The sequence below is a fragment of the Serratia sp. BFP-2025 genome (assembly GCF_050880365.1).
In the GTDB taxonomy this organism is placed as follows: Bacteria; Pseudomonadota; Gammaproteobacteria; order Enterobacterales; family Enterobacteriaceae; genus Serratia; species Serratia surfactantfaciens.
This window is the reverse complement of sequence record NZ_JBPAFV010000001.1, coordinates 3201279-3225432: the sequence shown is the minus strand read 5'-3', so window position 1 is coordinate 3225432 and position 24154 is coordinate 3201279. Positions and strand designations below refer to the sequence as shown.

Annotated in this window: 23 protein-coding genes and 1 tRNA gene; 16 read left to right on the top strand and 8 right to left on the bottom strand. The window is 58.9% G+C overall.

Annotation, left to right across the window (positions count from 1 at the left end):
• Nucleotides 1–286: 286 nt before the first annotated feature.
• Entirely contained in the window at nucleotides 287–1090 is an 804-nt protein-coding gene (gene dkgB, locus ACRAWE_RS15530) for a 2,5-didehydrogluconate reductase DkgB (protein ID WP_063918756.1), read from the top strand.
• Nucleotides 1091–1136: 46 nt separating this feature from the next.
• Here the strand turns inward: dkgB and yafC are convergent, their stop codons facing one another.
• Nucleotides 1137–2024, bottom strand: coding sequence for a DNA-binding transcriptional regulator YafC (gene yafC, locus ACRAWE_RS15525; protein ID WP_019454339.1), 888 nt, complete (start codon nucleotides 2022–2024; stop codon nucleotides 1137–1139).
• Nucleotides 2025–2371: 347 nt separating this feature from the next.
• On the opposite strand from yafC, the gene ACRAWE_RS15520 reads away from it, so the two are divergent.
• A complete protein-coding gene (locus ACRAWE_RS15520; protein ID WP_025160092.1) occupies nucleotides 2372–3166 on the top strand; it encodes an endonuclease/exonuclease/phosphatase family protein in 795 nt (264 codons plus the stop codon).
• 52 nt (nucleotides 3167–3218) lie between these two features.
• Here the strand turns inward: ACRAWE_RS15520 and mltD are convergent, their stop codons facing one another.
• Nucleotides 3219–4601, bottom strand: a complete 1383-nt coding sequence (gene mltD, locus ACRAWE_RS15515) for a murein transglycosylase D (protein WP_139285506.1) — start codon at nucleotides 4599–4601, stop codon at nucleotides 3219–3221.
• 71 nt (nucleotides 4602–4672) lie between these two features.
• A complete protein-coding gene (gloB, locus tag ACRAWE_RS15510) occupies nucleotides 4673–5428 on the bottom strand; it encodes a hydroxyacylglutathione hydrolase (RefSeq protein WP_432525554.1) in 756 nt (251 codons plus the stop codon).
• A 44-nt stretch (nucleotides 5429–5472) separates the two neighbouring features.
• On the opposite strand from gloB, the gene ACRAWE_RS15505 reads away from it, so the two are divergent.
• Nucleotides 5473–6192: a class I SAM-dependent methyltransferase gene (locus tag ACRAWE_RS15505; RefSeq protein ID WP_432525553.1), complete on the top strand. Its 720-nt coding sequence runs from the start codon at nucleotides 5473–5475 to the stop codon at nucleotides 6190–6192.
• Here the strand turns inward: ACRAWE_RS15505 and rnhA are convergent.
• A complete protein-coding gene (gene rnhA, locus ACRAWE_RS15500) occupies nucleotides 6189–6656 on the bottom strand; it encodes a ribonuclease HI (protein ID WP_019454335.1) in 468 nt (155 codons plus the stop codon). The two genes, ACRAWE_RS15505 and rnhA, sit on opposite strands and share 4 nt — an antisense overlap.
• Nucleotides 6657–6728: 72 nt before the next feature.
• Between rnhA and dnaQ the strand changes: the two genes are divergently transcribed.
• Nucleotides 6729–7472, top strand: a complete 744-nt coding sequence (gene dnaQ, locus ACRAWE_RS15495) for a DNA polymerase III subunit epsilon (RefSeq protein WP_025160090.1) — start codon at nucleotides 6729–6731, stop codon at nucleotides 7470–7472.
• Between the two features lie 144 nt (nucleotides 7473–7616).
• Nucleotides 7617–7693, top strand: a tRNA-Asp gene (locus tag ACRAWE_RS15490).
• A gap of 105 nt (nucleotides 7694–7798) precedes the next feature.
• Here the strand turns inward: ACRAWE_RS15490 and ACRAWE_RS15485 are convergent.
• Nucleotides 7799–10039: a TonB-dependent siderophore receptor gene (locus ACRAWE_RS15485; protein ID WP_154747804.1), complete on the bottom strand. Its 2241-nt coding sequence runs from the start codon at nucleotides 10037–10039 to the stop codon at nucleotides 7799–7801.
• A 234-nt stretch (nucleotides 10040–10273) separates the two neighbouring features.
• On the opposite strand from ACRAWE_RS15485, the gene ACRAWE_RS15480 reads away from it, so the two are divergent.
• The 4 genes from ACRAWE_RS15480 (at nucleotide 10274) to hpxK (ending at nucleotide 14823) form a co-directional block, all read left to right on the top strand.
• Nucleotides 10274–11152, top strand: coding sequence for a siderophore-interacting protein (locus tag ACRAWE_RS15480; RefSeq protein WP_019454332.1), 879 nt, complete (start codon nucleotides 10274–10276; stop codon nucleotides 11150–11152).
• Between the two features lie 136 nt (nucleotides 11153–11288).
• Nucleotides 11289–12128 (top strand): MurR/RpiR family transcriptional regulator, encoded by an 840-nt coding sequence (locus ACRAWE_RS15475; protein WP_019454331.1) that lies wholly within the window; start codon nucleotides 11289–11291, stop codon nucleotides 12126–12128.
• A gap of 209 nt (nucleotides 12129–12337) precedes the next feature.
• Nucleotides 12338–13582: a pyridoxal-phosphate-dependent aminotransferase family protein gene (locus ACRAWE_RS15470; RefSeq protein ID WP_025160089.1), complete on the top strand. Its 1245-nt coding sequence runs from the start codon at nucleotides 12338–12340 to the stop codon at nucleotides 13580–13582.
• Nucleotides 13579–14823 carry an allantoate amidohydrolase gene (gene hpxK, locus ACRAWE_RS15465; protein ID WP_019454329.1) on the top strand — a complete coding sequence of 415 codons (1245 nt, stop codon included), beginning with the start codon at nucleotides 13579–13581 and terminating at the stop codon, nucleotides 14821–14823. Before ACRAWE_RS15470 ends, hpxK begins: the two co-directional genes overlap by 4 nt.
• Here the strand turns inward: hpxK and ACRAWE_RS15460 are convergent, their stop codons facing one another.
• Nucleotides 14824–15597: an amidohydrolase gene (locus ACRAWE_RS15460; protein WP_019454328.1), complete on the bottom strand. Its 774-nt coding sequence runs from the start codon at nucleotides 15595–15597 to the stop codon at nucleotides 14824–14826. It lies immediately after the preceding gene.
• Nucleotides 15585–16745, bottom strand: a complete 1161-nt coding sequence (locus ACRAWE_RS15455) for a pyridoxal phosphate-dependent aminotransferase (RefSeq protein ID WP_197667111.1) — start codon at nucleotides 16743–16745, stop codon at nucleotides 15585–15587. The genes ACRAWE_RS15460 and ACRAWE_RS15455 overlap by 13 nt, the downstream gene beginning before the upstream one ends.
• A 142-nt stretch (nucleotides 16746–16887) precedes the next feature.
• Between ACRAWE_RS15455 and ACRAWE_RS15450 the strand changes: the two genes are divergently transcribed.
• The 3 genes from ACRAWE_RS15450 to ACRAWE_RS15440 are packed head-to-tail and all read left to right on the top strand — an operon-like array spanning nucleotide 16888 to nucleotide 18727.
• A complete protein-coding gene (locus tag ACRAWE_RS15450) occupies nucleotides 16888–17502 on the top strand; it encodes a methylthioribulose 1-phosphate dehydratase (RefSeq protein WP_063918761.1) in 615 nt (204 codons plus the stop codon).
• Nucleotides 17499–18188 (top strand): acireductone synthase, encoded by a 690-nt coding sequence (gene mtnC / locus ACRAWE_RS15445; RefSeq protein WP_063918762.1) that lies wholly within the window; start codon nucleotides 17499–17501, stop codon nucleotides 18186–18188. The genes ACRAWE_RS15450 and mtnC overlap by 4 nt, the downstream gene beginning before the upstream one ends.
• Nucleotides 18185–18727: a 1,2-dihydroxy-3-keto-5-methylthiopentene dioxygenase gene (locus tag ACRAWE_RS15440; protein ID WP_063918763.1), complete on the top strand. Its 543-nt coding sequence runs from the start codon at nucleotides 18185–18187 to the stop codon at nucleotides 18725–18727. Before mtnC ends, ACRAWE_RS15440 begins: the two co-directional genes overlap by 4 nt.
• A 17-nt stretch (nucleotides 18728–18744) precedes the next feature.
• Here the strand turns inward: ACRAWE_RS15440 and mtnA are convergent, their stop codons facing one another.
• Nucleotides 18745–19773 carry an S-methyl-5-thioribose-1-phosphate isomerase gene (gene mtnA / locus ACRAWE_RS15435; RefSeq protein ID WP_154747800.1) on the bottom strand — a complete coding sequence of 343 codons (1029 nt, stop codon included), beginning with the start codon at nucleotides 19771–19773 and terminating at the stop codon, nucleotides 18745–18747.
• A gap of 146 nt (nucleotides 19774–19919) precedes the next feature.
• On the opposite strand from mtnA, the gene mtnK reads away from it, so the two are divergent.
• The 4 genes from mtnK to ACRAWE_RS15415 all read left to right on the top strand — a co-directional run bounded on the left by mtnK (nucleotide 19920) and on the right by ACRAWE_RS15415 (nucleotide 24147).
• Nucleotides 19920–21119: an S-methyl-5-thioribose kinase gene (gene mtnK / locus ACRAWE_RS15430; RefSeq protein WP_063918764.1), complete on the top strand. Its 1200-nt coding sequence runs from the start codon at nucleotides 19920–19922 to the stop codon at nucleotides 21117–21119.
• Nucleotides 21120–21628: 509 nt separating this feature from the next.
• Nucleotides 21629–21931: an urease subunit gamma gene (locus ACRAWE_RS15425; RefSeq protein ID WP_025160087.1), complete on the top strand. Its 303-nt coding sequence runs from the start codon at nucleotides 21629–21631 to the stop codon at nucleotides 21929–21931.
• A 50-nt stretch (nucleotides 21932–21981) separates the two neighbouring features.
• Nucleotides 21982–22428, top strand: a complete 447-nt coding sequence (locus ACRAWE_RS15420; RefSeq protein WP_432525552.1) for an urease subunit beta — start codon at nucleotides 21982–21984, stop codon at nucleotides 22426–22428.
• A 3-nt stretch (nucleotides 22429–22431) separates the two neighbouring features.
• Nucleotides 22432–24147, top strand: a complete 1716-nt coding sequence (locus ACRAWE_RS15415) for an urease subunit alpha (protein WP_154747798.1) — start codon at nucleotides 22432–22434, stop codon at nucleotides 24145–24147.
• Nucleotides 24148–24154 lie beyond the last annotated feature (7 nt).

The window sequence follows — 24154 nt, the reverse complement described above, 5'->3', positions numbered from 1 at the left end:
CGGTAGTTCAGTTGGTTAGAATACCTGCCTGTCACGCAGGGGGTCGCGGGTTCGAGCCCCGTCCGTTCCGCCACTTAATTGATAAGCCCTGAGTCTCTGACTCAGGGCTTTTTCATATCTGCATTTTGCGCTTTTCAGGCCGAAATCCTTCTCCTTTACCGTCTTATTTCCCCATATTGTTGCTGGAAAATCAAAAGTCTTATGCCGAACCAGGCGTTTCTGATCAATAAAAAAGTTGCCATAATCTTTCGCATACCGCATCTACCCGCTAATGAGAGAAAATATTATGAGCATCCCTGCATTTGGTTTAGGTACTTTCCGCCTTCAGGATCAGGTTGTTATCGATTCCGTAAGCACCGCACTTGAGCTGGGTTATCGTACTATCGATACCGCACAGATCTATGAAAACGAAGCGGCTGTTGGTCAGGCTATCGCTGCCAGCGGCGTGAAACGCGAAGACCTGTTCATCACCACCAAGATTTGGATCGCGAACCTGGCGAAGGGCGCGCTGATCCCAAGCCTGCAAGAAAGTCTGAAAAAACTGCAGACGTCCTACGTCGATCTGACGCTGATCCACTGGCCATCGCCAAACGATGAAGTGCCGGTTGCCGAATTTATGGCTGAGTTGTTGGAAGCGAAAAAGCTGGGGCTGACTCGTCAAATCGGTGTATCTAACTTCACCATCGATTTGATGCAGCAAGCGATTGACGCGATTGGCGCAGATGAAATCGCCACCAACCAAATCGAGTTGTCACCGTTCTTGCAGAACCGCAAAGTGGTAGAATTCGCACAGCAGCACGGCATCGCCATCACCTCTTACATGACGTTGGCCTACGGCAAAGCGCTGCAGGATGAAACGATCAAAAGCATCGCCGCACGTCACAAGGCGACCCCTGCACAGGTAGTCCTGGCCTGGGCGCTGAAGCTGGGTTATGCGGTGATCCCGTCTTCGACCAAGCGTGAAAACCTGGCGAGCAACCTGTTGGCGCAGCAACTGACGCTGACCGACGAAGATATGGCGCAGATCGCCGCACTGGAGTGCAACGGCCGTCTGGTGAGCCCGGAAGGTCTGGCGCCAAACTGGGATTAATCATTCCTCACGGCATCAGCTTAAGGCGTCCCTCGGGGGCGCCTTTTTATCGTTTGAGGTATTCGCTCACAAAATCAATGAAGCTGCGCAGGCGGTTGCTGACGGCGCTGTCGCTGTAATACACCGCGTTGATCGGCATAGCGACCGGCAGTGTCGCTTCCACCAGAATCGGGACTAAATCTCCACGTTTGATATCTTCGTCGCTCATAAAGTCCGACAGGCAGGCGATGCCGTTGCCATGCAGGCAGAGATGACGCTGGGTCTCTCCGCTGTTGGTGGTCAATCCCGGGGTGATTTCCAGCTGGCTGCCGTCTGAACAAGCCAGCGGCCAGCGGTTCAGGCTGGGCAGGTCGTTGAAGCCTATGCAGCAGTGATGTTCAAGATCTTCCACCGTTTGTGGCGTGCCGTATTGGGCCAGATAGGCGGGGGAGGCGAGCACATGCCGGTAGCTGGTCATCAGTTTGCGCGCTTTCAGCGTGGAATCGGTCAGTTCGCCGACGCGGATTGCGATATCCACTTTTCGCTCGATCAAGTTGATAAAGTTTTCCGAAGACACCAGTGATAACGACATTTCAGGATAACGCTCGCGGAACTCCGCGACTAACGGTGTCAGCAAGTGCAGCACCACCGGTGTTGCCGCATCGACACGCAGCAGGCCTTGCGGGCGCTGACGGCTTTCCAATAGCGCATTTTCTGCCGCGGCCATATCGTTCAGTACCTTCTGCACCTGGCGAAAGTAATTTTCCCCTTCTTGGGTCAGACTGATTTGGCGCGTGGTTCGGTTGAGCAACGTCACGCCCAGTTTGCTTTCCAGCTTTTTCACCGTTCTGCTGACCACGGAGTTCGCTTGTTCCAGGCGCTCCGCCGCCCGGCTGAAGCTGCCGCTCTCCACTACCGTGACGAAAGTGATAAGTTCATCAGAATTCGCTTTCATTTTTGCTCCGCAGGCAAACTCTATTTTCGATTATTCGCGATCCTGTCATTTAAACACGATAGGCGCAGGGCCGCTATTCACTTGAATACAACAGACTGTAAAACGCTGGGGCACACACCATGCGTTTACGCGCAGGTTTTGCGGCCCTTTTCGCATTTTTCATCCTCCATGCCCAACCTTTACACAGCTATACCGTCAGAAGATTGAAATCGCCGCAGGCGGCCCCTATAACTGAAAAGGTTATGCCTGTAAAAGCCATGCCCTCCGCATGGCTCAGGCGTATAATCAATTCATCGTTGGCGAGTATTCATCGCCAGTTTCATGTTAATGGGTAATAGGCGAATCGCGTGCCGAAACGAACTTATGCAATGAGGTATGTTGCAGGTCAGCCAGTTGAGCGAATCTTTCCAGGCGCCGTTAACCAGCCGCTGCCGCCTGGGGCGGCGCTGCCGACGACCGGCGCCTTGCGCGTCATGGTATGGAATATCTTCAAGCAGCAGCGAGCCGACTGGCTTTCGGTGCTGAAAAATCATGGCAAAGACGCACAGTTGGTATTGTTGCAAGAGGCGCAAACCACGCCGGAGCTGGTGAGCTATGCGACCGCCAACTATCTGGCGGCCGATCAGGTGCCGGCCTTTGTCTTGCCGCAGCATCCTTCCGGCGTGATGACGCTGGCGGCCGCTCACCCGGTTTACTGTTGCCCGTTACGCGAGCGTGAGCCGTTGCTGCGGTTGTCCAAGTCGGCCTTGATCACCGTTTATCCGCTGTACAATGGCGAACTGTTGATGGTGGTGAATATCCATGCGGTGAACTTTAGTCTTGGAGTCGACGTCTACAGCAAGCAGCTGGGGCCGATCGGCGAACAGATCGCCAGCCATCGGGGGCCGGTGATCATGGCGGGGGATTTCAACGCCTGGAGCCGCAAGCGCATCAATGCGCTGTATGACTTTGCCGGCGAGATGGCGTTACGTGAGGTGAGCTTCACCGATGATCATCGCCGCAAGGCCTTTGGCCGCCCGTTGGACTTTGTGTTTTACCGTAACCTGGGCGTCGTGGAGGCTTCGGTGCTGGTGACCAGCGCGTCGGATCACAACCCGTTGTTGGTGGAGTTTCATCCGGAAAAAGACTCGCCCGTCTGGTGAATCGCAGATAATAAAAAAGCACCCCGAGGGGTGCTTTTTTTGTGCCGGAAACTTAGGTGTCCGGCGTGAGCTTGTTGCCGACAAACAGGGTCAGCTTCAGACCAGGTTGCAGGTTGCCTTTGGCGAGCGTTGAATTCCAACGCATCACGTCGTTAATATCGACGCCGTGACGACGTGCGATACTGGCGAGCGAATCACCTTTACGAACCTGATAGGTGATACTGCTGTTACTGCCAGTATTGCTGGCCACTTGCAGGGTTTGCCCAACTTTCAGAGCGCTCTTGGCGCGTAAGTTGTTCCAACTCTGCAAATCGCTGGTCTTAACGTTCAGCCGCTTGGCAATGCCCGATAAGGTGTCGCCTGAGCGCACTTTATACGAACTGCCGCCGGACAAACCGCTGTTCTTCGCCAACTGCGTCGTTGGCTGAGTCACGGCGATCTGGCCATCGGCCAGCGAGTCTTTCAGCTGATCGGCATGACCTTTGGGAACCATAATGTAATGGGGCCCGTTGGGTGCCGTAACGCCTTTCTTGTAGCCTGGGTTATACGCTTTCATCTTGGTGACCGAAAGCCCTGCCATCTCAGCCGCCTGAGTCAGCTGGATCTGCTGCCCAACATCGATACGAGCCAGCGCACGGGTTTCATCCGTTTTCGGGAGTTTCACGCCGTACTTCTTGCTGTTCTTGATGATGTCGCTCAGCGCCAGCATTTTCGGGACATAGATTGACGTTTCACGCGGAAGCGACAATGCCCAGAAATTGGTTGGCTTACCCTGACGTTTGTTTGCCTTCACCGCTTGCATCACGCGGCCTTCACCACTGTTATAGGCGGCTACGGTCAGTAACCAGTCGCCGTTAAACATGCGGTTCAAGCGTTGCATCATGTTAAGCGCAGCGGTTGTCGAAGCGACGACATCACGTCGACCGTCATACCACTGATTGTTTTTCAAACCATAATTGCGACCCGTTTGCGGCACGATTTGCCATAGCCCTGCGGCGTTGGCACTTGACGTGGCGTGTGGGTCAAAAGCGCTCTCCACTATGGGTAGCAGTACCAGTTCCATCGGCATATTACGTTTCTTAATCTGCCCGACTATCCAGTACATGTACGGCTCTGCCCGTAATGTTACATCGTGGAGATAGCTCTTACTTTTTAAGTACTTTCTTTTCTGATCACGGATCCGGGAATTTTCCGGAACCTCCATCTTCAGCTCGTCGCTAATGAAGTTCCACAGGTCCTGTTGCGCGGCGGGACTATTGTTATCTAGCCACCGCGCCGAGCTCGCTCGGCCATTTGCTGTGTACTCTCCTGCTTCACCATCTTGACCAGCCGAAGACAAACTCTGTGCATGCTGTTCTGGCGCCGGTGCGTCCTGCCTGGACGACTGGCAACCCACTAGCAAGACTGAGGCGAGAAATATCGCTTTAGCCTTCATGTGTGTGTCAATGTAGTTGCTTAAAAGACGAGCAATAATACTTTGCTTCGCCAAATAACACAACTAAAAGCTTAGAAGTTATCTTTCCGCAGGCGTAATTCGGAAAAAACTGAATGAAGGCTTTCCGGTGGTGAATTAAAGCCTAATTTCTTTTGTAAATCAGCGTCATGGCAACGTAAAAACAGGTTAATTTTACGCTCTAATTGCAACGTGGTCGGCACGCTGGCTTGGCCTTTTGCCCTTAACGCTTCAACATGTTGTTGATATGTTTCAATCTCTCGATCTTCCGGCAAAATAGCCCGCGCAAACTTAAGATTTGAAAGAGTATATTCATGCGCGCAGCAAATTAAAGTGTTATCGGGAAGTTGCGCGAGTTGTTGAAATGAGTCGTACATTTGTTTGGCGGTGCCTTCAAACAGCCTGCCGCAGCCGGCGGAGAAAATTGTGTCGCCGCAGAACAGATAAGGGGCGCTATAGAATGCTACGTGGCCCAGCGTATGGCCGGGAACGGCGATGGTCCGGTACTGACGGCCATCGATGTTAAAGGTGTCGCCGTCACGGACGATGTGGTTAGCGCCTTTATCCGCGGTTTCCTGCGGTCCGTAGACCGCAAGATCCGGGTATTGCGCTACGATTTGGGCCACGCCGCCGACGTGATCGTGGTGGTGGTGGGTCAACAGGATCGCCGAAGGTGCCAGCTGCAGGCGCTGCAGCGCCTCGAGCACTGGCCGCGCCTCACCCGGATCGACAATAACGCAGTGCCCCTGCCGGTCATCCAATAACCAAATGTAATTGTCCTGGAAGGCGGGAATGCTGATAAGATTCATGGTGTACCTCTCGTTGGCAACGGCTTGAAAGAAGATAATAAATCATGAAACCAGCCCATACTCTACAAAAGCTTACCGGCCCGAAGTCCTGGGCTGAGCTGCCGTGGGGGGAGTACTATCGTGAAGCGCTCGAACGGCAGTTGCAACCCTGGTGGCCGAAGCTGTTTGGTTTTCATCTGCTGAAGATGGGGATGCTTAGCGCCGAGCTGGCCACGGACAAATGCGCGATTTCCCACCAGGTCAACGTCGGGCTGGAGGGGGAAGGGCTGCAGGTGATCGCCGATGCCTATCAACTGCCGTTTGCCGCCAAGTCGGTGGATGCCTGCCTGCTGGCGCACACGTTGTCCTACGCGGACGATCCGCACCGCATGCTGCGTGAAGTGGACAGGGTGTTGATCGACGACGGCTGGCTGGTGATCAGCAGTTTCAACCCGTTCAGCCTGTTGGGACTGGGCAAGTTGGTGCCCGGATTACGCCATCGCCAGCCCTATGTCAGCCGCATGTTTACCCAAATGCGACTGCTGGACTGGCTTAGCCTGCTGAATTACGAGGTGTTGTACCAGGCGCGTTTTCACGTGCTGCCGTGGCACCGCAAGGGCGGCAAATTTTTATGCACCCATTTGCCGGCGTTGGGCTGTATGAGCGTGATTGTGGCGCGCAAGCGCACCCTGCCGTTGACGCCCACGCCGATGAAACTGGGGGCGAGAAAACCGTCTCTCAGCCGCGCGGTGGGCGCGACCAAGAGCTATCGCAAGCTGCCTTAGGCTTCCGGTTGGTAACCGACATCTTCCTGCGTCGGCTTACCGGCCGCTTCGCGCGCCAACACGTCGCAACGTTCGTTCTCCGGGTGGCCGGCGTGGCCCTTGACCCATTCCCATTTCACGTCGTGGCGTTGAATGGCCAGATCCAGGCGCTGCCACAGATCGACATTCTTGACCGGCTTTTTGTCGGCGGTTTTCCAGCCGCGCTTTTTCCAGTTATGGATCCAGCTGGTGATGCCCTGGCGCACATACTGGCTGTCGGTGCTGAGCGTCACGGCGCAAGGCACGGTCAGCGCTTCCAGCGCCACGATCGCCGCCATCATTTCCATGCGGTTATTGGTGGTCAGACGAAAACCCTCGCTGAAGGTTTTTTCCGTCTGCTTATAGCGTAATATCGCGCCGTAGCCACCGGGGCCGGGGTTGCCAAGGCAGGAGCCGTCGGTGAAAATTTCTACCTGTTTGAGCATCTCTGGTAGACTCTTCCTATTAGTTTTACAAAAGCCAAGTCTGACATAAACGAGCGCTGTGAGCACTGCAATATGATCTCAACAACCACCAGACAGATTGTCCTCGATACCGAAACCACCGGTATGAACAAGCTTGGGGTGCACTACGAAGGGCACCGCATCATCGAAATCGGTGCGGTGGAAGTGATTAACCGCCGCCTGACCGGGCGCAACTTCCACGTTTACATCAAGCCGGATCGGCTGGTGGATCCGGAAGCGTACGGCGTACACGGCATCAGCGATGACTTCCTGGCCGACAAACCGACCTTCGATCAGGTTGCCGACGAATTCCTCGAGTTTATCCGCGGCGGCGAGCTGGTGATCCATAACGCGGCGTTCGATATCGGCTTTATGGATCACGAATTCCGCATGCTGCAGCAGGGGATTCCGAAAACCGAGACCTTCTGCACCATTACCGACAGCCTGTTGATGGCGCGTCGCCTGTTCCCGGGCAAGCGCAACAACCTCGATGCCTTGTGCAGCCGCTATGAGATAGACAACAGCAAGCGTACGCTGCACGGCGCATTGCTCGATGCCGAGATCCTGGCTGAAGTCTATCTGGCGATGACCGGCGGTCAGACCTCGATAGCGTTCCAGATGGAAGGCGACTCTCAGCAAAACGACGATGCGCAAGAAATCCAGCGCATTGTCCGCCCGGCGACGGCGATGAAAGTGGTCTATGCCAGCGATGAAGAAGTGAAGGCGCACGAAGCGCGTCTGGATCTGGTGGCAAAGAAGGGCGGCAGCTGCCTGTGGCGCGGGGCGTCGGCCGAATAACGGCGTTTTTGCGCGAAAAAACCTCATCGGGTGATGCTTCGTTGAAAAACTGTGCAAACGGTTCATTTGCGGAGAAAAAGGCGTTGACGGAACCGAGAGGCGTCCGTAATATGCGCCTCGTTCCCCCGCAAGAGGGAATGGCGCGGAGCGGTAGTTCAGTTGGTTAGAATACCTGCCTGTCACGCAGGGGGTCGCGGGTTCGAGCCCCGTCCGTTCCGCCACTATTCAGAAGCCCTGAGTTAGCGATAACTCAGGGCTTCGTCGTTTCTGCGCTCGGCAAAACGGCGCGGCCCAATCAACGGGGCCGGCAGGCCGGCCCCTTATTCTCAGAACAACACCGAGTAGTTCAAACCGAAAGTGCGTCCGCGGCCCTTATAGCTGTACAGCTCAGGCGAACCGTAAGTCGGGCTGTACAGGATCGGCGCGCGCTGGCCCCAGACGGTGGTGTACTCCTTGTCCAGCAGGTTTTCCACGCTGAAGCTGATTTTCCCTACCGGCAGGGCATAGCTGCCGAGGAAGTCGAGGGTGTTGTAGCCCTCGATCTTGCGGCCCTGGGTGGCGTTGGCCTTGGTGTAATCGCCATCGTCCGACACGTCGAAAGTTTGCTGAGATTGTAAGCGCAGATTCCAGTCGCCCGGCGCCCAGGCGACATAGGCGGTAACTTTGGATGGGCTGGCGGTATCGACCACCAGTTTCTTCCATTCGCCGTTGACCTTGGTTTCGGAGCGGATGAAGTTGAAGTTGGTGCCGGCGCTCCAGTCGCTGTCTTCAAAGAAATAATCCACCGCGCCTTCCAGCCCGTAGATACGGCGCTTATCCGCATTGACGTTGATGGTCATGTCGGTTTTATTGATGGCGATGCTCTTGTCGGACAACGAATAGTAGGCGGCGATCTGCGTGCGCAGGTTATCGCCGGTATAGCGCCAGCCCAGTTCGTAGGAATTGACTTTGATGCCTTCCAGTTTGGAATCGCCGACGTTAACGCTCTTCAGCAGCCGGTAGTGGCCGCCGTTCAGCGCGTAGGTGCCGTTGCCGTAATACTTGCCCGGATCCGGGATCTCGAAACCCTGAGAGAAGTTGAACCAGGTTTGCTGGCGCTCGGTCAGGTGCGCCAGCAGGCCGGCGTTGAACAACGCATTGTTGTAGTCGGTTTTCCCTCCCGGTATAGCGTCGGCGGAGGCGGCGGCGCCGGTGGCGATCGCCTGCTGTTGATTGTAGCCGATAAAGTCGTCGATCTTGTTTTCGGTGTACTGATAACGCACGCCGCCGCTCAGGGTGAAGATCGGGTTGATGTCGTAGCTGGCCTGCAGGAACGACGCCAGGTTGCTGGTGGTATAGCTGGGGTAACGGCCGGTGTTGTAAGCGTTCTCCAGCGTCATGCCGCCGGACTGTTGGGCCTTCGCCAGGTTGAAGAACTGTTGGTTGGCGTTGAAGCTCTCATGCTCGGCGTCGATGCCGTAAGTCAGCGTCAGCGCGTCGAGCGGTTTGCTGTTCAGCGTCAGTTTGCCGCCGTAGAAATCGGTTTTTTGCTGTGAAGCGCCAATGCTGCTGACGTAATAGTTCGGCGCTTTGCCCGCCAGCGTCGGGAACGGATAGAAGGTCAAGGTTTCGTCACGGTAATAGACCTGAGCCACCAGATCCTGGCCGAGGAAATCGGTGTTGGAGTACTGCAGGTTGATCAGGTGGCGTTCGGTGCCGGGGATGCGGTCGGAGTTTAAGTTGCCGCTGTTGTAAGCCTTGGCGTTGCCGGTCACCGCTGCGAAGTTTTCCCCCAGGAACAGGCCATGATCGCCGTCGGACTGGCTTTTGTAATATTGGGTGGTCAGTTGCAGCTGTTGGTGGTCGTCGATGTTGAGGGTGCCGGTGCCCATGACGTCAAGGCGATCGGAATACTGCAGGCCGGTTTGGGTATTGTCGATCAGCACCTCGTTGCCTTTGCCGTCGTACCAGCCGCCATAGCGCTGGTAAGAAACGGACAGGCGTCCCGAGGCGTTGTCGTTGCCGCCGCTGACCGCCGCCGCGACGTTCTCGTCGTGATCGCTATGGCCGCCAAAGCCGGTTTTGCCGCCGACCTGCAATTCGACCTGCTGCTCTTTCTGCCCTTTTTTGGTCACGATGTTGATCAGGCCGCCGGTGCTGCCGCCACCATAGAGTGCGGTGGCGCCGGAGATCACCTCAATATGATCGATATTGAACGGATCGATCGAATCCAGTTGGCGGCTGTCGCTGCGCGATGAGTTCAGACGTACGCCGTCGATCATCACCATCATCGAACGGCCGCGCATATTCATGCCATAGTTGGTGCGGCCCTGGCCACTGACGTCCATGCCGGGGATCAGCTGCGCCAACATGTCCTTGATCTCTTTGCCGCCCTGAACCTGCTGTTCGATCTCCTGGCTTTCGATCACCCAGGTGGTCTGCGCCATTTCCGCCGTGCTGCGGTGTGAACGGCTGGCGGAGACCACCATCTGCTCTTCGGCGCCGGCTTTCTGATCTTCTGCCCAAGCCGTCGGCGCAAGCATCGCCAGCAGACAAGGGTTCAAAACCCAAAGGTGTTTGCGTTTCATCGTTATTTATTTCCCAGGTGATATTGTTATTGCGTTATTTTTGAGAATGATTCTTTTATCAATAACGTTTCTTGTTATCAATAAAATCGTGATATGATTTTTTGCGATACATTAACGTAATTAATTAGTTTTATTAACATTTTACCCGCTGCGCGATCGAGCAACCCACGCCGTCAACACGGCAGCCGATCGGCCATAGGTGCAAGCGACAGCCGTTGCCGGAGAATCGAGAACATGTCCGCCAGCTATAGAATTTTTGATATCACCTTGAAAAGCAAAACGCTGATTTCACCTTCGCTGGTGCGCTGCGTGTTTGAAGGTGCGGATATTCATCGGATGAAGTTGGAAGCGCCGGATCAGCGCATCAAACTGCTGTTCCCGGCGGCGGACGGCCAGATCCCGCAGTTGGCCAATAGCCCGGACTGGTACGGCGATTACATGGCGATCCCCAAAGAGCGGCGCCCGGTGATGCGCACCTATACGCTGCGTGCGCTGCGCCGCGAACAGAATCAGATGGACGTCGAGTTCGTGCTGCATGGTGTGAACGGCCCGGCCTCCGCCTGGGCGACTCACGCCGAGCCGGGCGATGCCATCCAGACGGTCGCCCCCAACGCTGACTTCGATGGCGATAGCGGCGGCTACGAATGGGCGCCGCCGGCGCAGTTGCAGCAGGCGCTGTTGATCGCCGATGAAACGGCGGTGCCGGCGGCGATGGGCATTCTGGAGCAATTGGCGCAGCAGGCCAATCCGCCGCGCGTGCAGGCGTTCTTCGAAGTGCCGCAGGCGGGGGATTGTCTGGATTTGGTCCGTTTCCCGTTCGCCGAGGTTTACTGGCTGCCGCGCGACGTGGGCCGCCAGCTGGCGCACGGCACGTTGCTGGTGGAAGCGGTGCGGCAGCGGGTGGATATTCCCGCTTCGGCGTGCGCGCAAGCGCAGTCTTTGGCGGAAAGCAGCCTGAGCGATGAAGTCTTGTGGGAGCGGGCAGCGGGCGGCAACGCTTTTTATGCCTGGGTGGCGGCCGAGTCTTCGGCGGTGAAAACCCTGCGCCGTTATCTGATCGGCGAACGCGATCTGGACCGCGCTACCGTTAACTTTATGGCCTACTGGTGCTGAACGCGCCGCCCTTTTCCGGCGACGCTGCCGGAGAGGGGCAGGCCGCTGTTATTTCCCATCAACGAAGAATCGCTTGCCAGCGGGTAGTTCGGCCGTGCTATGTTCCGCTGAAACAAAGGTTACAGCGAGAACGATAATGCAACGGTTCGACGAACGCCTGCGCCGCGACTACCCACAGCTGACGCCGCAGGAGCAGCGGGTGGCCGACTTCATCTTCGATCACTATGACGATTTGATCGGCTACAACAGCGCCGAGCTGGCGCGCCTGAGCGGCGTTTCCAAAGCCACGGTCAGCCGCTTGTTCAAACGGCTGGGCTACCCCAACTATCGCGCCATGCGCGATGAGCTGCGTACCTTGCGCCAGAGCGGCATGCCGCTGACCGATAGCCGCGATGCGGTGCAGGGCGATACGCTGCTGGCGCGGCACTATAAGCAGGAAATGGCCAATCTCACCCGCTGGGTAAAACATATCGATGCCGAACAGTTCAGTGCGACAATCGCCGCGCTGGCGCGAGCGCGCGGCGTGATGCTGTTGGGGCTGCGCAACAGCTATCCGGTGGCGATGCACCTGCGTCAACAACTGATGCAGGTGCGTGAACAGGTGCTGCTGGCGCCGCAGCCGGGGCAGACGCTGGCGGAAGATCTGGCGGGCCTGACACCGCAGGACATGGCGGTGGTGGTGGCGTTCCGCCGCCGGCCGCGCCAGATAAAGGCGGTGCTGACGCTGTTGCAAAGCCGCGGGGTACCGACGCTGCTGATCTGCGAGCCGCAGGCGCAGGCGTTGTTTTCGTTGGCCGACTGGCAATTGACCGTGCCGCTCGACAGCGTGTCGGCCTTCGACAGCTATGCCGCCGCCATGAGCCTGGCCAGTTTGCTCAGCAATGCGTTGCTGCATGAGAGGCTGGCGCAGGGGCGGCAGCGCATTCATCACGTCGCTGAACTGTTCCAGACGCTGGACGAACTGGAGCTGCGTTAAGCACGGCAGATCATTTCCCTTCCTTCCCCCCTCCGCCGTTTAAGGCGGATCGGTCATCTCATTGTGTTACTTTGGTTTCATTAATTGATCATAAGAATCTTTTGTTTCAACTGAATCCCTATCGGGAGTAGGCTGTTGGGCAGCAAACAAACGTCATGTCGACGCTGAAGGCATAACTCAATAACTTACTAAGCTGACAGGGAATGAACATGTTGGATATCTCGCAATTCGATCAGATTAACCCGCCGGCGCGCCTGCTGATGGGGCCGGGGCCGATCAACGCCGATCCGCGCGTGCTGCGTGCCATGTCGAGCCAGCTGATCGGCCAGTACGATCCGGCGATGACCGGCTACATGAATCAGGTCATGGCGCTGTATCGCGCGCTGTTCCGCACCGAAAACCGCTGGACGATGCTGGTGGACGGCACCTCGCGCGCCGGTATCGAAGCGCTGCTGGTTTCCGCCATTCGCCCGGGCGATAAGGTGCTGGTGCCGGTATTCGGCCGCTTCGGACATCTGCTGTGCGAGATCGCTCGCCGTTGCCGTGCCGAGGTGCATACGATCGAGGTGCCGTGGGGTGAGGTGTTCAGTGCCGATCGCATCGAAGACGCGATTAAGCGGGTTCGTCCGCGCCTGCTGCTGACGGTGCAGGGCGACACCTCCACCACCATGCTGCAGCCGCTGCATGAGCTGGGCGATATCTGCCGCCGTCACGGCGTGCTGTTCTACACTGATGCGACCGCTTCCTTCGGCGGCAACCCGCTGGAGACCGATGCCTGGGGGCTGGATGCGGTCTCTGCCGGGCTGCAGAAGTGTCTGGGCGGCCCCTCCGGCAGTTCACCGGTCACCCTCAGCCCGCAGTTTGAAGAAATCGTGCGCCGCCGTAAATGCGTGGAGCAGGGGATCCGCACCGCCGAGCACGCCGACGGCGACGACGAGATGATCTACTCCAACTATTTCGATATCGGCATGATCATGGATTATTGGGGGCCGGAACGCCTGAATCACCACACCGAAGCCACCAGCATGCTGTTCGCGGCGCGAGAATGCGCACGGGTGATCCTCGAAGAAGGGCTGGATCGCGCCATCGCCCGCCACCGGCTGCACGGCGCGGCGCTGCTGGCGGGCATCCTGGGCATGGGGCTGGCGGTGTTCGGGGATCTTGAACACCGCATGAATAACGTGCTCGGCGTGATGATCCCGCCGCAGGTGCATGGCGAACAGGTGCGGCAGATGATGCTGAACGACTTCGCCATCGAAATCGGCACCTCGTTCGGCCCGCTACAGGGAAAAATCTGGCGCATCGGCACCATGGGCTACAACGCGCGCAAGGATTGCGTGTTGCAAACGCTGGCGGCGCTGGAGGCGGTGTTGAACCGCCTCGGTTTCGTCAGCAAGCAGGGCGAGGCATTGCAGGCCGCCTGGAACGTTTATGATGCAGGACATCATGGATGACGCCACTGGAGGCGCAACAGGCCGCCGCGCGGGTGATGGCGCGCTGTGACGAGCTGGCGGCGATCAGCGCGGAGCCCGATCGGCTCACGCGCCTTTATCTTTCTGCGGAACATCGGCGCGCCAACCGCCTGGTTGGCGAGTGGATGCGCGAGAGCGGCATGGCGGTTTGGCAGGACAGCGTCGGCAATATCTGCGGCCGCTATGAAGGGCTCATGCCCGGCGCTCCGGCGCTGCTGCTCGGCTCGCATCTGGACACGGTGCGTAACGCCGGGCGCTATGACGGTATGCTCGGCGTGCTTACGGCGCTGGAAGTGGTGGCGCGCTATCACCGCCAGGGGCGCCGATTGCCGCTGGCGCTGGAGGTGATCGGTTTTGCCGACGAAGAGGGCGCGCGCTTCGGCGTCACGCTGCTGGGCAGCCGCGGCCTGACCGGCCAGTGGCCCGCAGAGTGGCTGGCGCGCACCGATGCCGACGGCGTCAGCATCGCCCAGGCAATGCGCGAATTCGGGCTGGATCCGGCGGCGATTGCACAGGCGCACCGTGCGCCGCAGGAAATCTGCGCCTATCTCGAGCTGCATATCGAACAGGGCCCGTGCCTGGAGGCGGCCGATTTGGCGCTGGGCGTGGTGACGGCGATCAACGGCGCGCGTCGCCTCAACTGTATCTTTAGCGGGGAGGCGGGCCACGCCGGCACGGTGCCGATGGGGCAGCGCAAAGATGCGCTGATGGCCGCGGCGGAATGGATCACGGCGCTGGAAACTTTGACCTGCAACGCCGATCCGCACCTGGTGGCCACCGTGGGCTGCATCGAGAGCCTGCCGGGCGCGGTCAACGTGATCCCCGGCGAGGTGCGGTTGACGCTCGACGTGCGCGGCCCGCAGGATGCGCCGCTGACGGCGCTATTGGCGACGTTGCTGGCGCAGGCGCAGGCGATCTGTGCGCGGCGCGGATTGCGCTTCGCCAGCGAGGAGTTTTATCGCATCGACGCCACCGCCTGCGACGCGGACCTGCAGCATCGTTGGCTGGCGGCCGTCGCACAAGTACAGGGCCGCAGCCTGACGCTGCCGAGCGGCGCCGGGCACGACGCCATCGCTGTGGCGGCGCACTGGCCGGTCGGCATGCTGTTTGTGCGTTGCGCCGGCGGCGTCAGCCATCATCCGGCCGAAGCGGTGCGGCAGGCGGACGTGGCGCTGGCGATCCAGGCCTATTGCCTGATGATCGCCGGCTGGGAGAGCGGTTGATCAGTCCAGGCGCAGAAAACTGTCGGCGTCGCGCCAGGCCGGGAAGGCGCTGCGGTAACTCTGCAGACTTTCCAGCGACAGCTCGGCGTCCAGCCGCGCGGCTGCGCCGGGCTCCGCATCTGCCAGGATCTCGCCCTGTGGGCTGATGATCAGGCTGTCTCCGCTGTAGTTTAGGCCGTTGGCATCTTCGCCCACCCGGTTGCAGCCCGCCACATACACCTGATTTTCAATCGCCCGCGCCGCCAGCAGCGTTTGCCAATGGTTGCTGCGCGGCGCCGGCCAGTTGGCAACGTACAGCGCCAGATCGTAATCCTGCTGATAGCGCGCCCAGACCGGGAAACGCAGGTCGTAACAGATCTGCGGCAGGATGCGCCAGCCGCGCCACTCGAAGATTTCACGCCGGTTGCCGGCCTGGTAGTGCAGATGTTCGCCGGCCATGCGGAACAGGTGGCGTTTGTCATAGGCGTGTACCTGGCCGCCCGGTTCCACCAACAGGAAGCGGTTGACCGCCCCCTCGTCAGTTTTCAGCGCCACGCTGCCGCCGATTAACGCATGGCTTTTCACCGCCCAACCGTGCAGCCAGTCGATCACCTGCTGTTCGGGCAGGGCGCTCTCGCCGGCATCCATGGCAAAACCGGTGGTGAACATTTCCGGCAAGACGATGAGATCGCGCCCGACGATCGGTGCCAGCAACGCGTCGAAGGCGGCCAGGTTAGCGAGGCCGTCGCGCCAGACCAGCGGTTGCTGCAACAGGGTAATTTTTAAAGTCGACATAACCGCTCCGCAGCTGCATCCAGCGTGGCGTCCTGTTTAGCGAAGCACAGCCGGATCAATTTATGGGGGAAAGGATCGGCACAGAAGACCGACAGCGGAATGGCCGCCACGCCCACGTGCTCGGTTAACCAATGGCAGAACGCCACATCGTCCAGATCGGAGATGGCGCTGTAGTCCGCCAGCAAGAAGTATGTACCCGCGCAGGGTAAAATTTCCAGTCGGCTGCTCGCCAGCGCCTGCACAAAGCGATCGCGCTTGGCGCGATAGAACGCCGGCAGCTGTCGCCAGTGCTCCGGCTCGGCGCGCAGGCTATCCGCCAGGGCCAGCTGCGCCGGGGTATTGACCGAAAAGGTCAGGTATTGATGCACCTTGCGCACTTCGGCGCTCAGCGCGGCGGGCGCCACGCAGTAACCCACTTTCCAGCCGGTCATGTGGAAGGTTTTGCCGAAGGAGGACACCGCGATCGCGCGCTGGCGCAGCTGCGGGTGGGCCAGCACGCTGGCGTGGCCGCCTTTGGCGAAGCAGATGTGTTCGTAAACCTCGTCGCTGAGCACGTAGATTTCGCGTTCGGCAATGGCGTGCCACAGCTGCTGCAGGTCTTCCGCCTGCCAGGCGGTGGCGGACGGATTGTGCGGCGTGTTGACGATCACCAGACGAGTGCGCGGCGACAGCGCGGCGGCGAACCGTTGCCAATCGACGGCAAAGGCCGGCGGCTGCAGGGCGATGCGTTTGAGGACGCCGCCGGCCAGCGTTACCGCCGGCGCATAGCTGTCGTAGCTGGGATCAAAACAGACCACCTCATCGCCGGGGCGCACCAGTGCACTGATGGCAGCGAACAGCGCTTCGGTGGCGCCGGCGGTGATGGTCACTTCGCTGTTGGCGTCCGGCTGCCAGCCATACAGCTCGGCGGTTTTGTCGGCGATGGCTTCACGCAGCGGCGCCACGCCGGTCATCGGCGCATATTGGTTGGCGCCCTGGGCGACGTGCCAGGCCAGACGTTCTTTCAGATAGTCCGGCCCGTCGAAATCGGGGAAGCCCTGCGACAGATTGATCGCCTGGTGCTGCTGCGCCAGTGCGCTCATCTGGGTGAAAATGGTGGTGCCCAGAGCGGGCAGCTTACTGTCGGGAATCAATGCGGAAGTGCTCATAGCAGGTGAATACTCCAGGCGCTTATATTGCCGTCAATATAACACGATGCTAGTATTTGGCAATCAAGACGCTTAGATGGCTAAATGCGAAAAAGTGCTTAGCCTGCCTGCTGACTGCTTTAGCGAACGGGAAACGATAATAATGACGGAGAATCCGCAACTTGCCGCGTTACTGGCGGCCTGCCACTGGATTGGCGACAAAGGCTGGTGTCCGGCGACCGGCGGCAACATGTCGCTGCGCCTCGACGAACGTCAATGCCTGGTTACCGAGTCCGGCAAAGACAAGGGCAGCCTGAGCGCCGCCGATTTTCTGCGGGTGAATATCGCCGACAATCACGTGCCGAGCGGCCGCACGCCATCGGCGGAAACCGGGCTGCACACGCTGCTCTACCGCCTGTCTGCGCACATCGGCGCGGTGCTGCATACCCATTCCGTTAACGCTACCGTCCTGTCGCGGGTGGAACGCGGCGATGCGCTGGTGCTGCAGGGGTACGAAATGCAAAAGTCGCTGGCCGGCCAATGCAGCCACCTGGACAGCGTGGCGATCCCCATTTTCGACAACGATCAGGACATTCCCCGGCTGGCGGCGCGGGTGGCGGCCTATGCCGAGGCTACGCCGCTGCGGTACGGTTTTCTGGTGCGCGGGCACGGCCTCTATTGCTGGGGAAGCCAGGTGGCGGAAGCCCGCCGCCATCTCGAAGGGCTGGAATTCCTGTTCCAGTGTGAACTGCAACGTCGCTTGCTGGAGGCGAAATGATCCGCGCTATCGTGACCGATATTGAAGGCACCACCAGCGATATTCGCTTTGTGCATCAGGTGCTGTTTCCCTATGCCCGTGAACGGCTGGCTGATTTTGTACGCCGTCATGCCTCAGAGGACGAAGTCGCCGCGCCGCTGGCCGCGCTGCGCGCTGAAATTGGCGAGCCGCAGGCGGATCTCGATGCACTGATCGCCGCGCTGTACCGCTTTATGGATGAAGACCGCAAATCCACCGCGCTCAAGGCGCTGCAAGGCATCATCTGGCGCAGCGGTTATCACGAGGGCGACTTCCGCGGGCATCTTTATCCGGAGGTCGCCGGGCAATTGGCCGCCTGGCAGCGGCAGGGGCTGAAGCTCTACGTCTACTCTTCCGGTTCGGTGGAGGCGCAGAAGCTGCTGTTTGGCTACAGCGACGCCGGCGATCTGCAGCCGCTGTTCAGCGGCTATTTCGATACGCACGTCGGCGCCAAGCGTGAAACTGCGTCGTACCGCAACATCGCGCAGGCTATCGGCACCGCGCCTGACGAGCTGCTGTTCCTGTCCGACATCCGCCAGGAACTGGACGCGGCGCAGGCCGCCGGCTGGCATACCTGCCAGCTGATCCGCGATGAGGGGGATACGCAGAGCCGGCACCCGCAGGTAGGCCGTTTTGATCACATCGATTTAAGGGAGTTCGTCTCATGAGTGGATTGACCATTTTCAGCGATAAAGCGCCGCAGCAGCCGTTGTGGCAGAGCCGCGATGCGCTGGAGATCCAGCAGCAGTTGGCGCAGATCGGCGTACGCTTTGAGCGCTGGCAGGCGGATCGCGAGCTGGGTGACAACCCGCAGCCGGAGGCGGTGATCGCCGCCTATCAGCATGAGATAGACCGGCTGGTGGCGGAAAAGGGTTACCAGAGCTGGGATGTGATCAGCATGCGGCCGGACCATGAGCAGCGCCACGCGCTGCGCGAAAAATTCCTGTCCGAACATACGCACGGCGAAGATGAAGTACGCTTTTTCGTTGAAGGGGCGGGGCTGTTTTGCCTGCACCTGGACGGCAAGATCTTCCAGATCCTGTGCGAAAAGAACGATCTGATCTCAGTGCCGGCCAATACCCGCCACTGGTTCGATATGGGATCGGCACCGCATTTCACCGCGATCCGGGTGTTCGATAACCCGGAAGGCTGGGTGGCGCATTTCACCGGTGACAAGATCGCCGATGCTTATCCGCGCCTGGACTGAGCGCCGACGGGCGGGCGTTAACCCAACGCCCGCTGGAAAATCCCCGCTTTAACCTGCTGCGGCGTAATCACGCCGCTGTCGAATACCCACCCGCTGATGAGTGCCGCCGGCGTGACGTCGAACGCCGGATTGTAGACCGGCGCATCGGTCGGCGCCCACTGGCAGGCACCGAAGCTGCCTGAAACGCCGGTCACCTCGGCCGCGGCGCGTTGCTCGATCGGGATGGCGGCGCCGTCCGGGCAGTGCGGATCGTGGGTGGTGTGTGGGGCGGCCACGTAGAACGGGATGCCGTGATAGTGCGCCAGCACCGCCAGGCTGTAAGTGCCGATCTTGTTGGCGACGTCGCCGTTGGCGGCGATGCGATCCGCGCCGACCCATACCGCATCGATCTGGCCCTGCGCCATCAGGCTGGCAGCCATCGAATCGCAGATCAGGCGATAGGGAATGCCCAGCTCGCCCAGTTCCCAGGCGGTCAGGCGGCCGCCTTGCAGCAGCGGCCGGGTTTCATCGACCCACACCTGCTGCACTTTACCCTGCTGGTGGGCGCGCAACAGCACGCCGATGGCGGTGCCGACACCGGCGGTGGCCAACCCGCCGGTATTGCAGTGGGTCAGCAGGCGGCTGTCGGGCTTGACCAGTTCCGCGCCGTGTTCGGCGATGCGATCGCAAAGCTGACGATCTTCTTCTACCAACCGCAGTGCTTCGTGCGCCATTGCCGGCGCCCAGTCTGGCGCCGCCAGCGCCAGTTTCATGCGATCCAGATTGTTCATCAGGTTGACCGCCGTCGGGCGGGCGGCGCGCAGCGTGTGCAGCGCCTGTTCCAGTTCGGCGCGCGGCAGACCGCGTTCCGCGAGCAGCGCCAGCAGCAGGCTGGCGGATAGCCCGATCAGTGGCGCGCCGCGTACACGCAGGCTGTGAATGTGGCCCACCAATTCCTCCACGCTGTCGCAGGCGCGCCACCGCTTTTCCTGCGGCAGGGCTTGCTGATCGAGGATCCAAAGGCGGTTGTCTCGCAGGGTCAAACTGGTGGTGTTAAGCGCTTGCATCGGCGGTTAATTCCTTGTTGCGTGGTTATTGCATCTGAAACGCTATTCTGCCAACATGACTTCCGGATGTATAGACGTCCAGATGCTTTTACGTCTAAATAGATAAAATCGCTGGGGCCAGTGAGAGAGAACAGAGGGGTTGGGGAATGTCGCTTTATCGTACGTTTACGGCTGCCGATGCCGTTGAATACGCCCGTCAATACGGACAGGTGGCCGATCCGCAGGCGCTGGTGAGCGCCGACGAGATCGGTGACGGCAACCTGAACCTGGTGTTCAAGATCCGCGATCGCGAAGGCGTAAGCCGGGTGATCGTCAAACAGGCGTTGCCGTACGTGCGCTGCGTGGGCGAATCCTGGCCGCTGACGCTGGATCGGGCGCGCATCGAAGCGGAAACGCTGCTGATCCACGGTGATTTCTGTCCGCGACATACGGTGAAGGTGCTGCATCACGATCCCGAGTTGGCGGTGATGGTGCAGGAAGATCTCTCCGATCACCGCATTTGGCGCAGCGAGCTGGTACAGGGGCATTACCACCCGCTGGCGGCTGGGCAGCTGGCGGAATACCTGGCGCAGACGCTGTTCCATACCTCCGACTTTTATCAATCGGCGCAACAGAAAAAAGCGGAAGTCAGCCGCTTCACCAACCCCGAGCTGTGCCAGATCACCGAAGATCTGTTCTTTACCGACCCTTACATCGACCATGAACGCAATCAGTTCGAGGCGGCGCTGTTGCCGCAGGTGCAGGCGCTGCGTGAGGATGCGCCGCTAAGACTGGCGGTCGCCGGCCTGAAACATCGCTTCCTCAGCAAGGCGGAGGCGCTGCTACACGGAGATATTCACAGCGGTTCGATCTTCGTGGCGGAAGGACGGTTAAAAGCGATCGACGCTGAATTCGGTTTCTACGGCCCTATCGGCTTCGATATCGGCACGGCGCTAGGTAACCTGCTGCTCAACTACTGCGGCCTGCCGGGGCTATTCGGGCCGCGCGACGCCGCCGCCGGGCGCGAGCAGCGGCTGCAGGATGTGCGCGAGCTGTGGTTGATTTTCGCCGATCGTTTCCTGGCCCTGTGCCACCAGCAAAGCCGCGATGCGGCGCTGGCGGCGCCGGGTTATGCCGAGCAGTTTCTGCAGCAGGTCTGGAGCGACGCGATAGGGTACTGCGGCACCGAACTGATTCGGCGCACTATCGGCCTGGCGCACGTCGCCGATCTGGACAGCATCGCCGACGCCGATATGCGCCTCGACTGCCAGCGCCACGCACTGGGATTGGGGCGCACGCTGATCGTCAATGCGCCACATATAGAGCATATTGACGCGCTGTTGGCGCGTATTCGTCAGCAAGGCTGAAAGTCTTGGCAATGAGGCAAACCCGGCTGCGGCCGGGTTTTTTATTTTTTAATAACTTATAGGTATCAGCAATAGAATAGATAAATTCTTTTTAACTAAAAATATATTTTTCTCGCGTCTAATTTGTAAATTTAATTATATTTTTTGACCGTTGGTTACATGTCATTAATATTGTGCGAGACGTATCATTGATGATTATTTTTCAGGCCTCTGTTGAGGTGGCAAAAATAATAAATGGTAGCCTGTGCTTTTTTTGATCGTTTTATTGTGGGGGCGCAAAGAGAAAATAAGATTTTTTATAGATAAAATCTATCACGCCGCCGTTACTTTTTTGTGGCGTGGGTGCGTCTTGTTTTTGCATGAATAAAGTTGCGGCTTGATTATCTCAATATTACCTCCTAGATTGTTCGAAGGTCAGATAAGCACAAATAAATAACGCAAGGTTATTAACTATTAATCACCTTTGGCCTCGGCTTGTCTGATTATTTCTATTAAGACTGGAGTCCTCCATGCAATTAACGCCTAGAGAAATCGAAAAGCTAATGGTCTATACGCTGGCCGACGTCGCCTTAAAGCGAAAGTCCAGAGGGATAAAGCTTAATTACCCCGAGGCGGTGGCGATTATTACCACCGCGGCACTGGAAGGCGCCCGCGAGGGCAAAACGCTGGAAGAGGTCATGAACGACACGCGGCAGGTGTTAAGCCGCGACGACGTGATGGATGGCGTGGCGGATCTGATCCCGCACGTGCAGGTTGAAGCGATTTTCAGCGACGGTAGTCGTCTGGTGACGGTGCACGATCCGATCCAATAAGCGCGTCCCCTGAGAGCCACGGATAAACTTTATCAGCGCAGGTATTTTCGATGAAAAAGCATGACCAAGAAAAGCACGTGCCGCCGGGCGGCTATATCCTGTCCGAAAGTCCCATCACCTTCAATGAAGATCGCGCGGCCATTGTTTTAACGGTGCGTAATACCGGCGACAGGCCTATTCAGGTCGGCTCGCATTTTCATTTCTTTGAAGCCAACAAAGCGTTGCAGTTCGATCGTGCTGCCGCCTTTGGTAAACGTTTAAATATCACCGCTACGACGGCGATCCGTTTTGAACCCGGCGATGAGATCGAAGTGGCGCTTATTGCCATCGGCGGTAAACAAACGGTGTATGGCTTTAATAATCTGGTGGACGGCTGGGCGGGGGATAGCCCGGTAGCCGCCGGTGAAAGAGTAAAGAAAACTGTAGATGTAAAGCGAGCTATTGAACTGGGTTATAAAAATGTCGAACAGACGCCGACGAAGACGAACGGGGAATAAAGCATGCCAACCATTTCCAGGCAGGAATATGCCGGGCTGTTCGGCCCGACCACCGGCGATAAAATTCGCTTGGGCGACACGCAGCTGTTTATTGAAATAGAAAAAGACCTGCGCGGTTACGGTGAGGAATCGGTCTACGGCGGCGGTAAGTCGCTGCGTGACGGCATGGGCGCCGATAACCGATTAACCAGCGATAACGTTCTGGATCTGGTCATTACCAACGTGACCATCCTGGATGCCCGGCAAGGGGTGATCAAGGCGGACGTCGGCATTAAAAACGGCCTGATCGCCGGCATCGGCAAAAGCGGCAACCCGGCGGTGATGAACGGCGTCACGCCTGGCATGGTGGTGGGCGTCAGCACTGACGCCATCTCAGGGGAGCACCTGATCCTGACCGCCGCCGGCATCGATACGCATATCCATTTCATTTCGCCGCAGCAGGCCGCGCACGCGCTCTCCAACGGCGTGACGACCTTCTTCGGCGGCGGCGTCGGGCCGACCGACGGCTCTAACGGCACCACCGTGACCGCCGGCCCCTGGCATATCCATCGTATGCTGCGCGCCTTCGAAAATATGCCGGTCAACGTGGGGATGCTCGGCAAAGGGCATGCTTCCCATGCCGCGCCGTTGGTCGAACAAATTACCGCCGGCGTGGCCGGATTGAAAGTGCACGAAGACTGGGGCGCCACCAATTCCGCACTGCGCCATGCGTTGCGGGTGGCCGATGATATGGATATTCAGGTGGCGGTGCACACCGACAGCCTGAATGAGGGCGGCTACGTCGAGGACACCATCGACGCCTTCGAAGGGCGCACCATCCACACCTTCCACACCGAAGGCGCCGGCGGCGGGCACTCGCCGGATATCATCAAAGTCGCCGCGCAGATGAACGTTTTGCCGAGTTCTACCAACCCCACGCTGCCGTTCGGCATCAACAGCCAGGCCGAACTGTTCGACATGATCATGGTGTGCCACAACCTCAATCCCAATGTGCCGGCCGACGTGGCGTTCTCCGAAAGTCGGGTGCGCCCGGAAACCATCGCTGCGGAAAACGTGCTGCATGACATGGGCGTGCTGTCGATGTTTTCCAGCGATTCACAGGCGATGGGGCGGGTCGGTGAAAACTGGCTGCGGGTGATGCAGACGGCGCATGCGATGAAAGTCGCCCGAGGCAAGCTGCCGGAGGATGCGGCGGAGCACGATAACTTCCGCGTGTTGCGTTACGTGGCGAAGATCACCATCAACCCGGCGATCGCGCAGGGGATCAGCCATGTGCTGGGCTCGGTCGAGGTCGGCAAGATGGCCGATCTGGTGCTGTGGGAGCCGCGTTTCTTCGGCGCCAAGCCGAAGCTGGTGATCAAGGGTGGCATGATCAACTGGGCGGTGATGGGCGATCCCAATGCGTCGCTGCCGACGCCGCAGCCTACTTTCTACCGCCCGATGTTCGGCGCCATGGGCAAATCGTTGCAGGAAACCTGCGTCACTTTCGTCTCCGGCGCTGCGTTGCACGACGGCATCAAAGAGAAGCTGGGGCTGGAGCGGCAGGTGATGGCGGTGCATAACTGCCGGGCGATCTCCAAGCAGGACATGGTGCGCAATGCGGAAACGCCGCACATCGAGGTGGATCCCGAGACCTTCGCCGTCAAGGTTAACGGCGAACATGCCACGGTGAAACCGATCGCCACCGCCGTGCTTAATCAACGCTACTTCTTCAGCTAGGGATCGC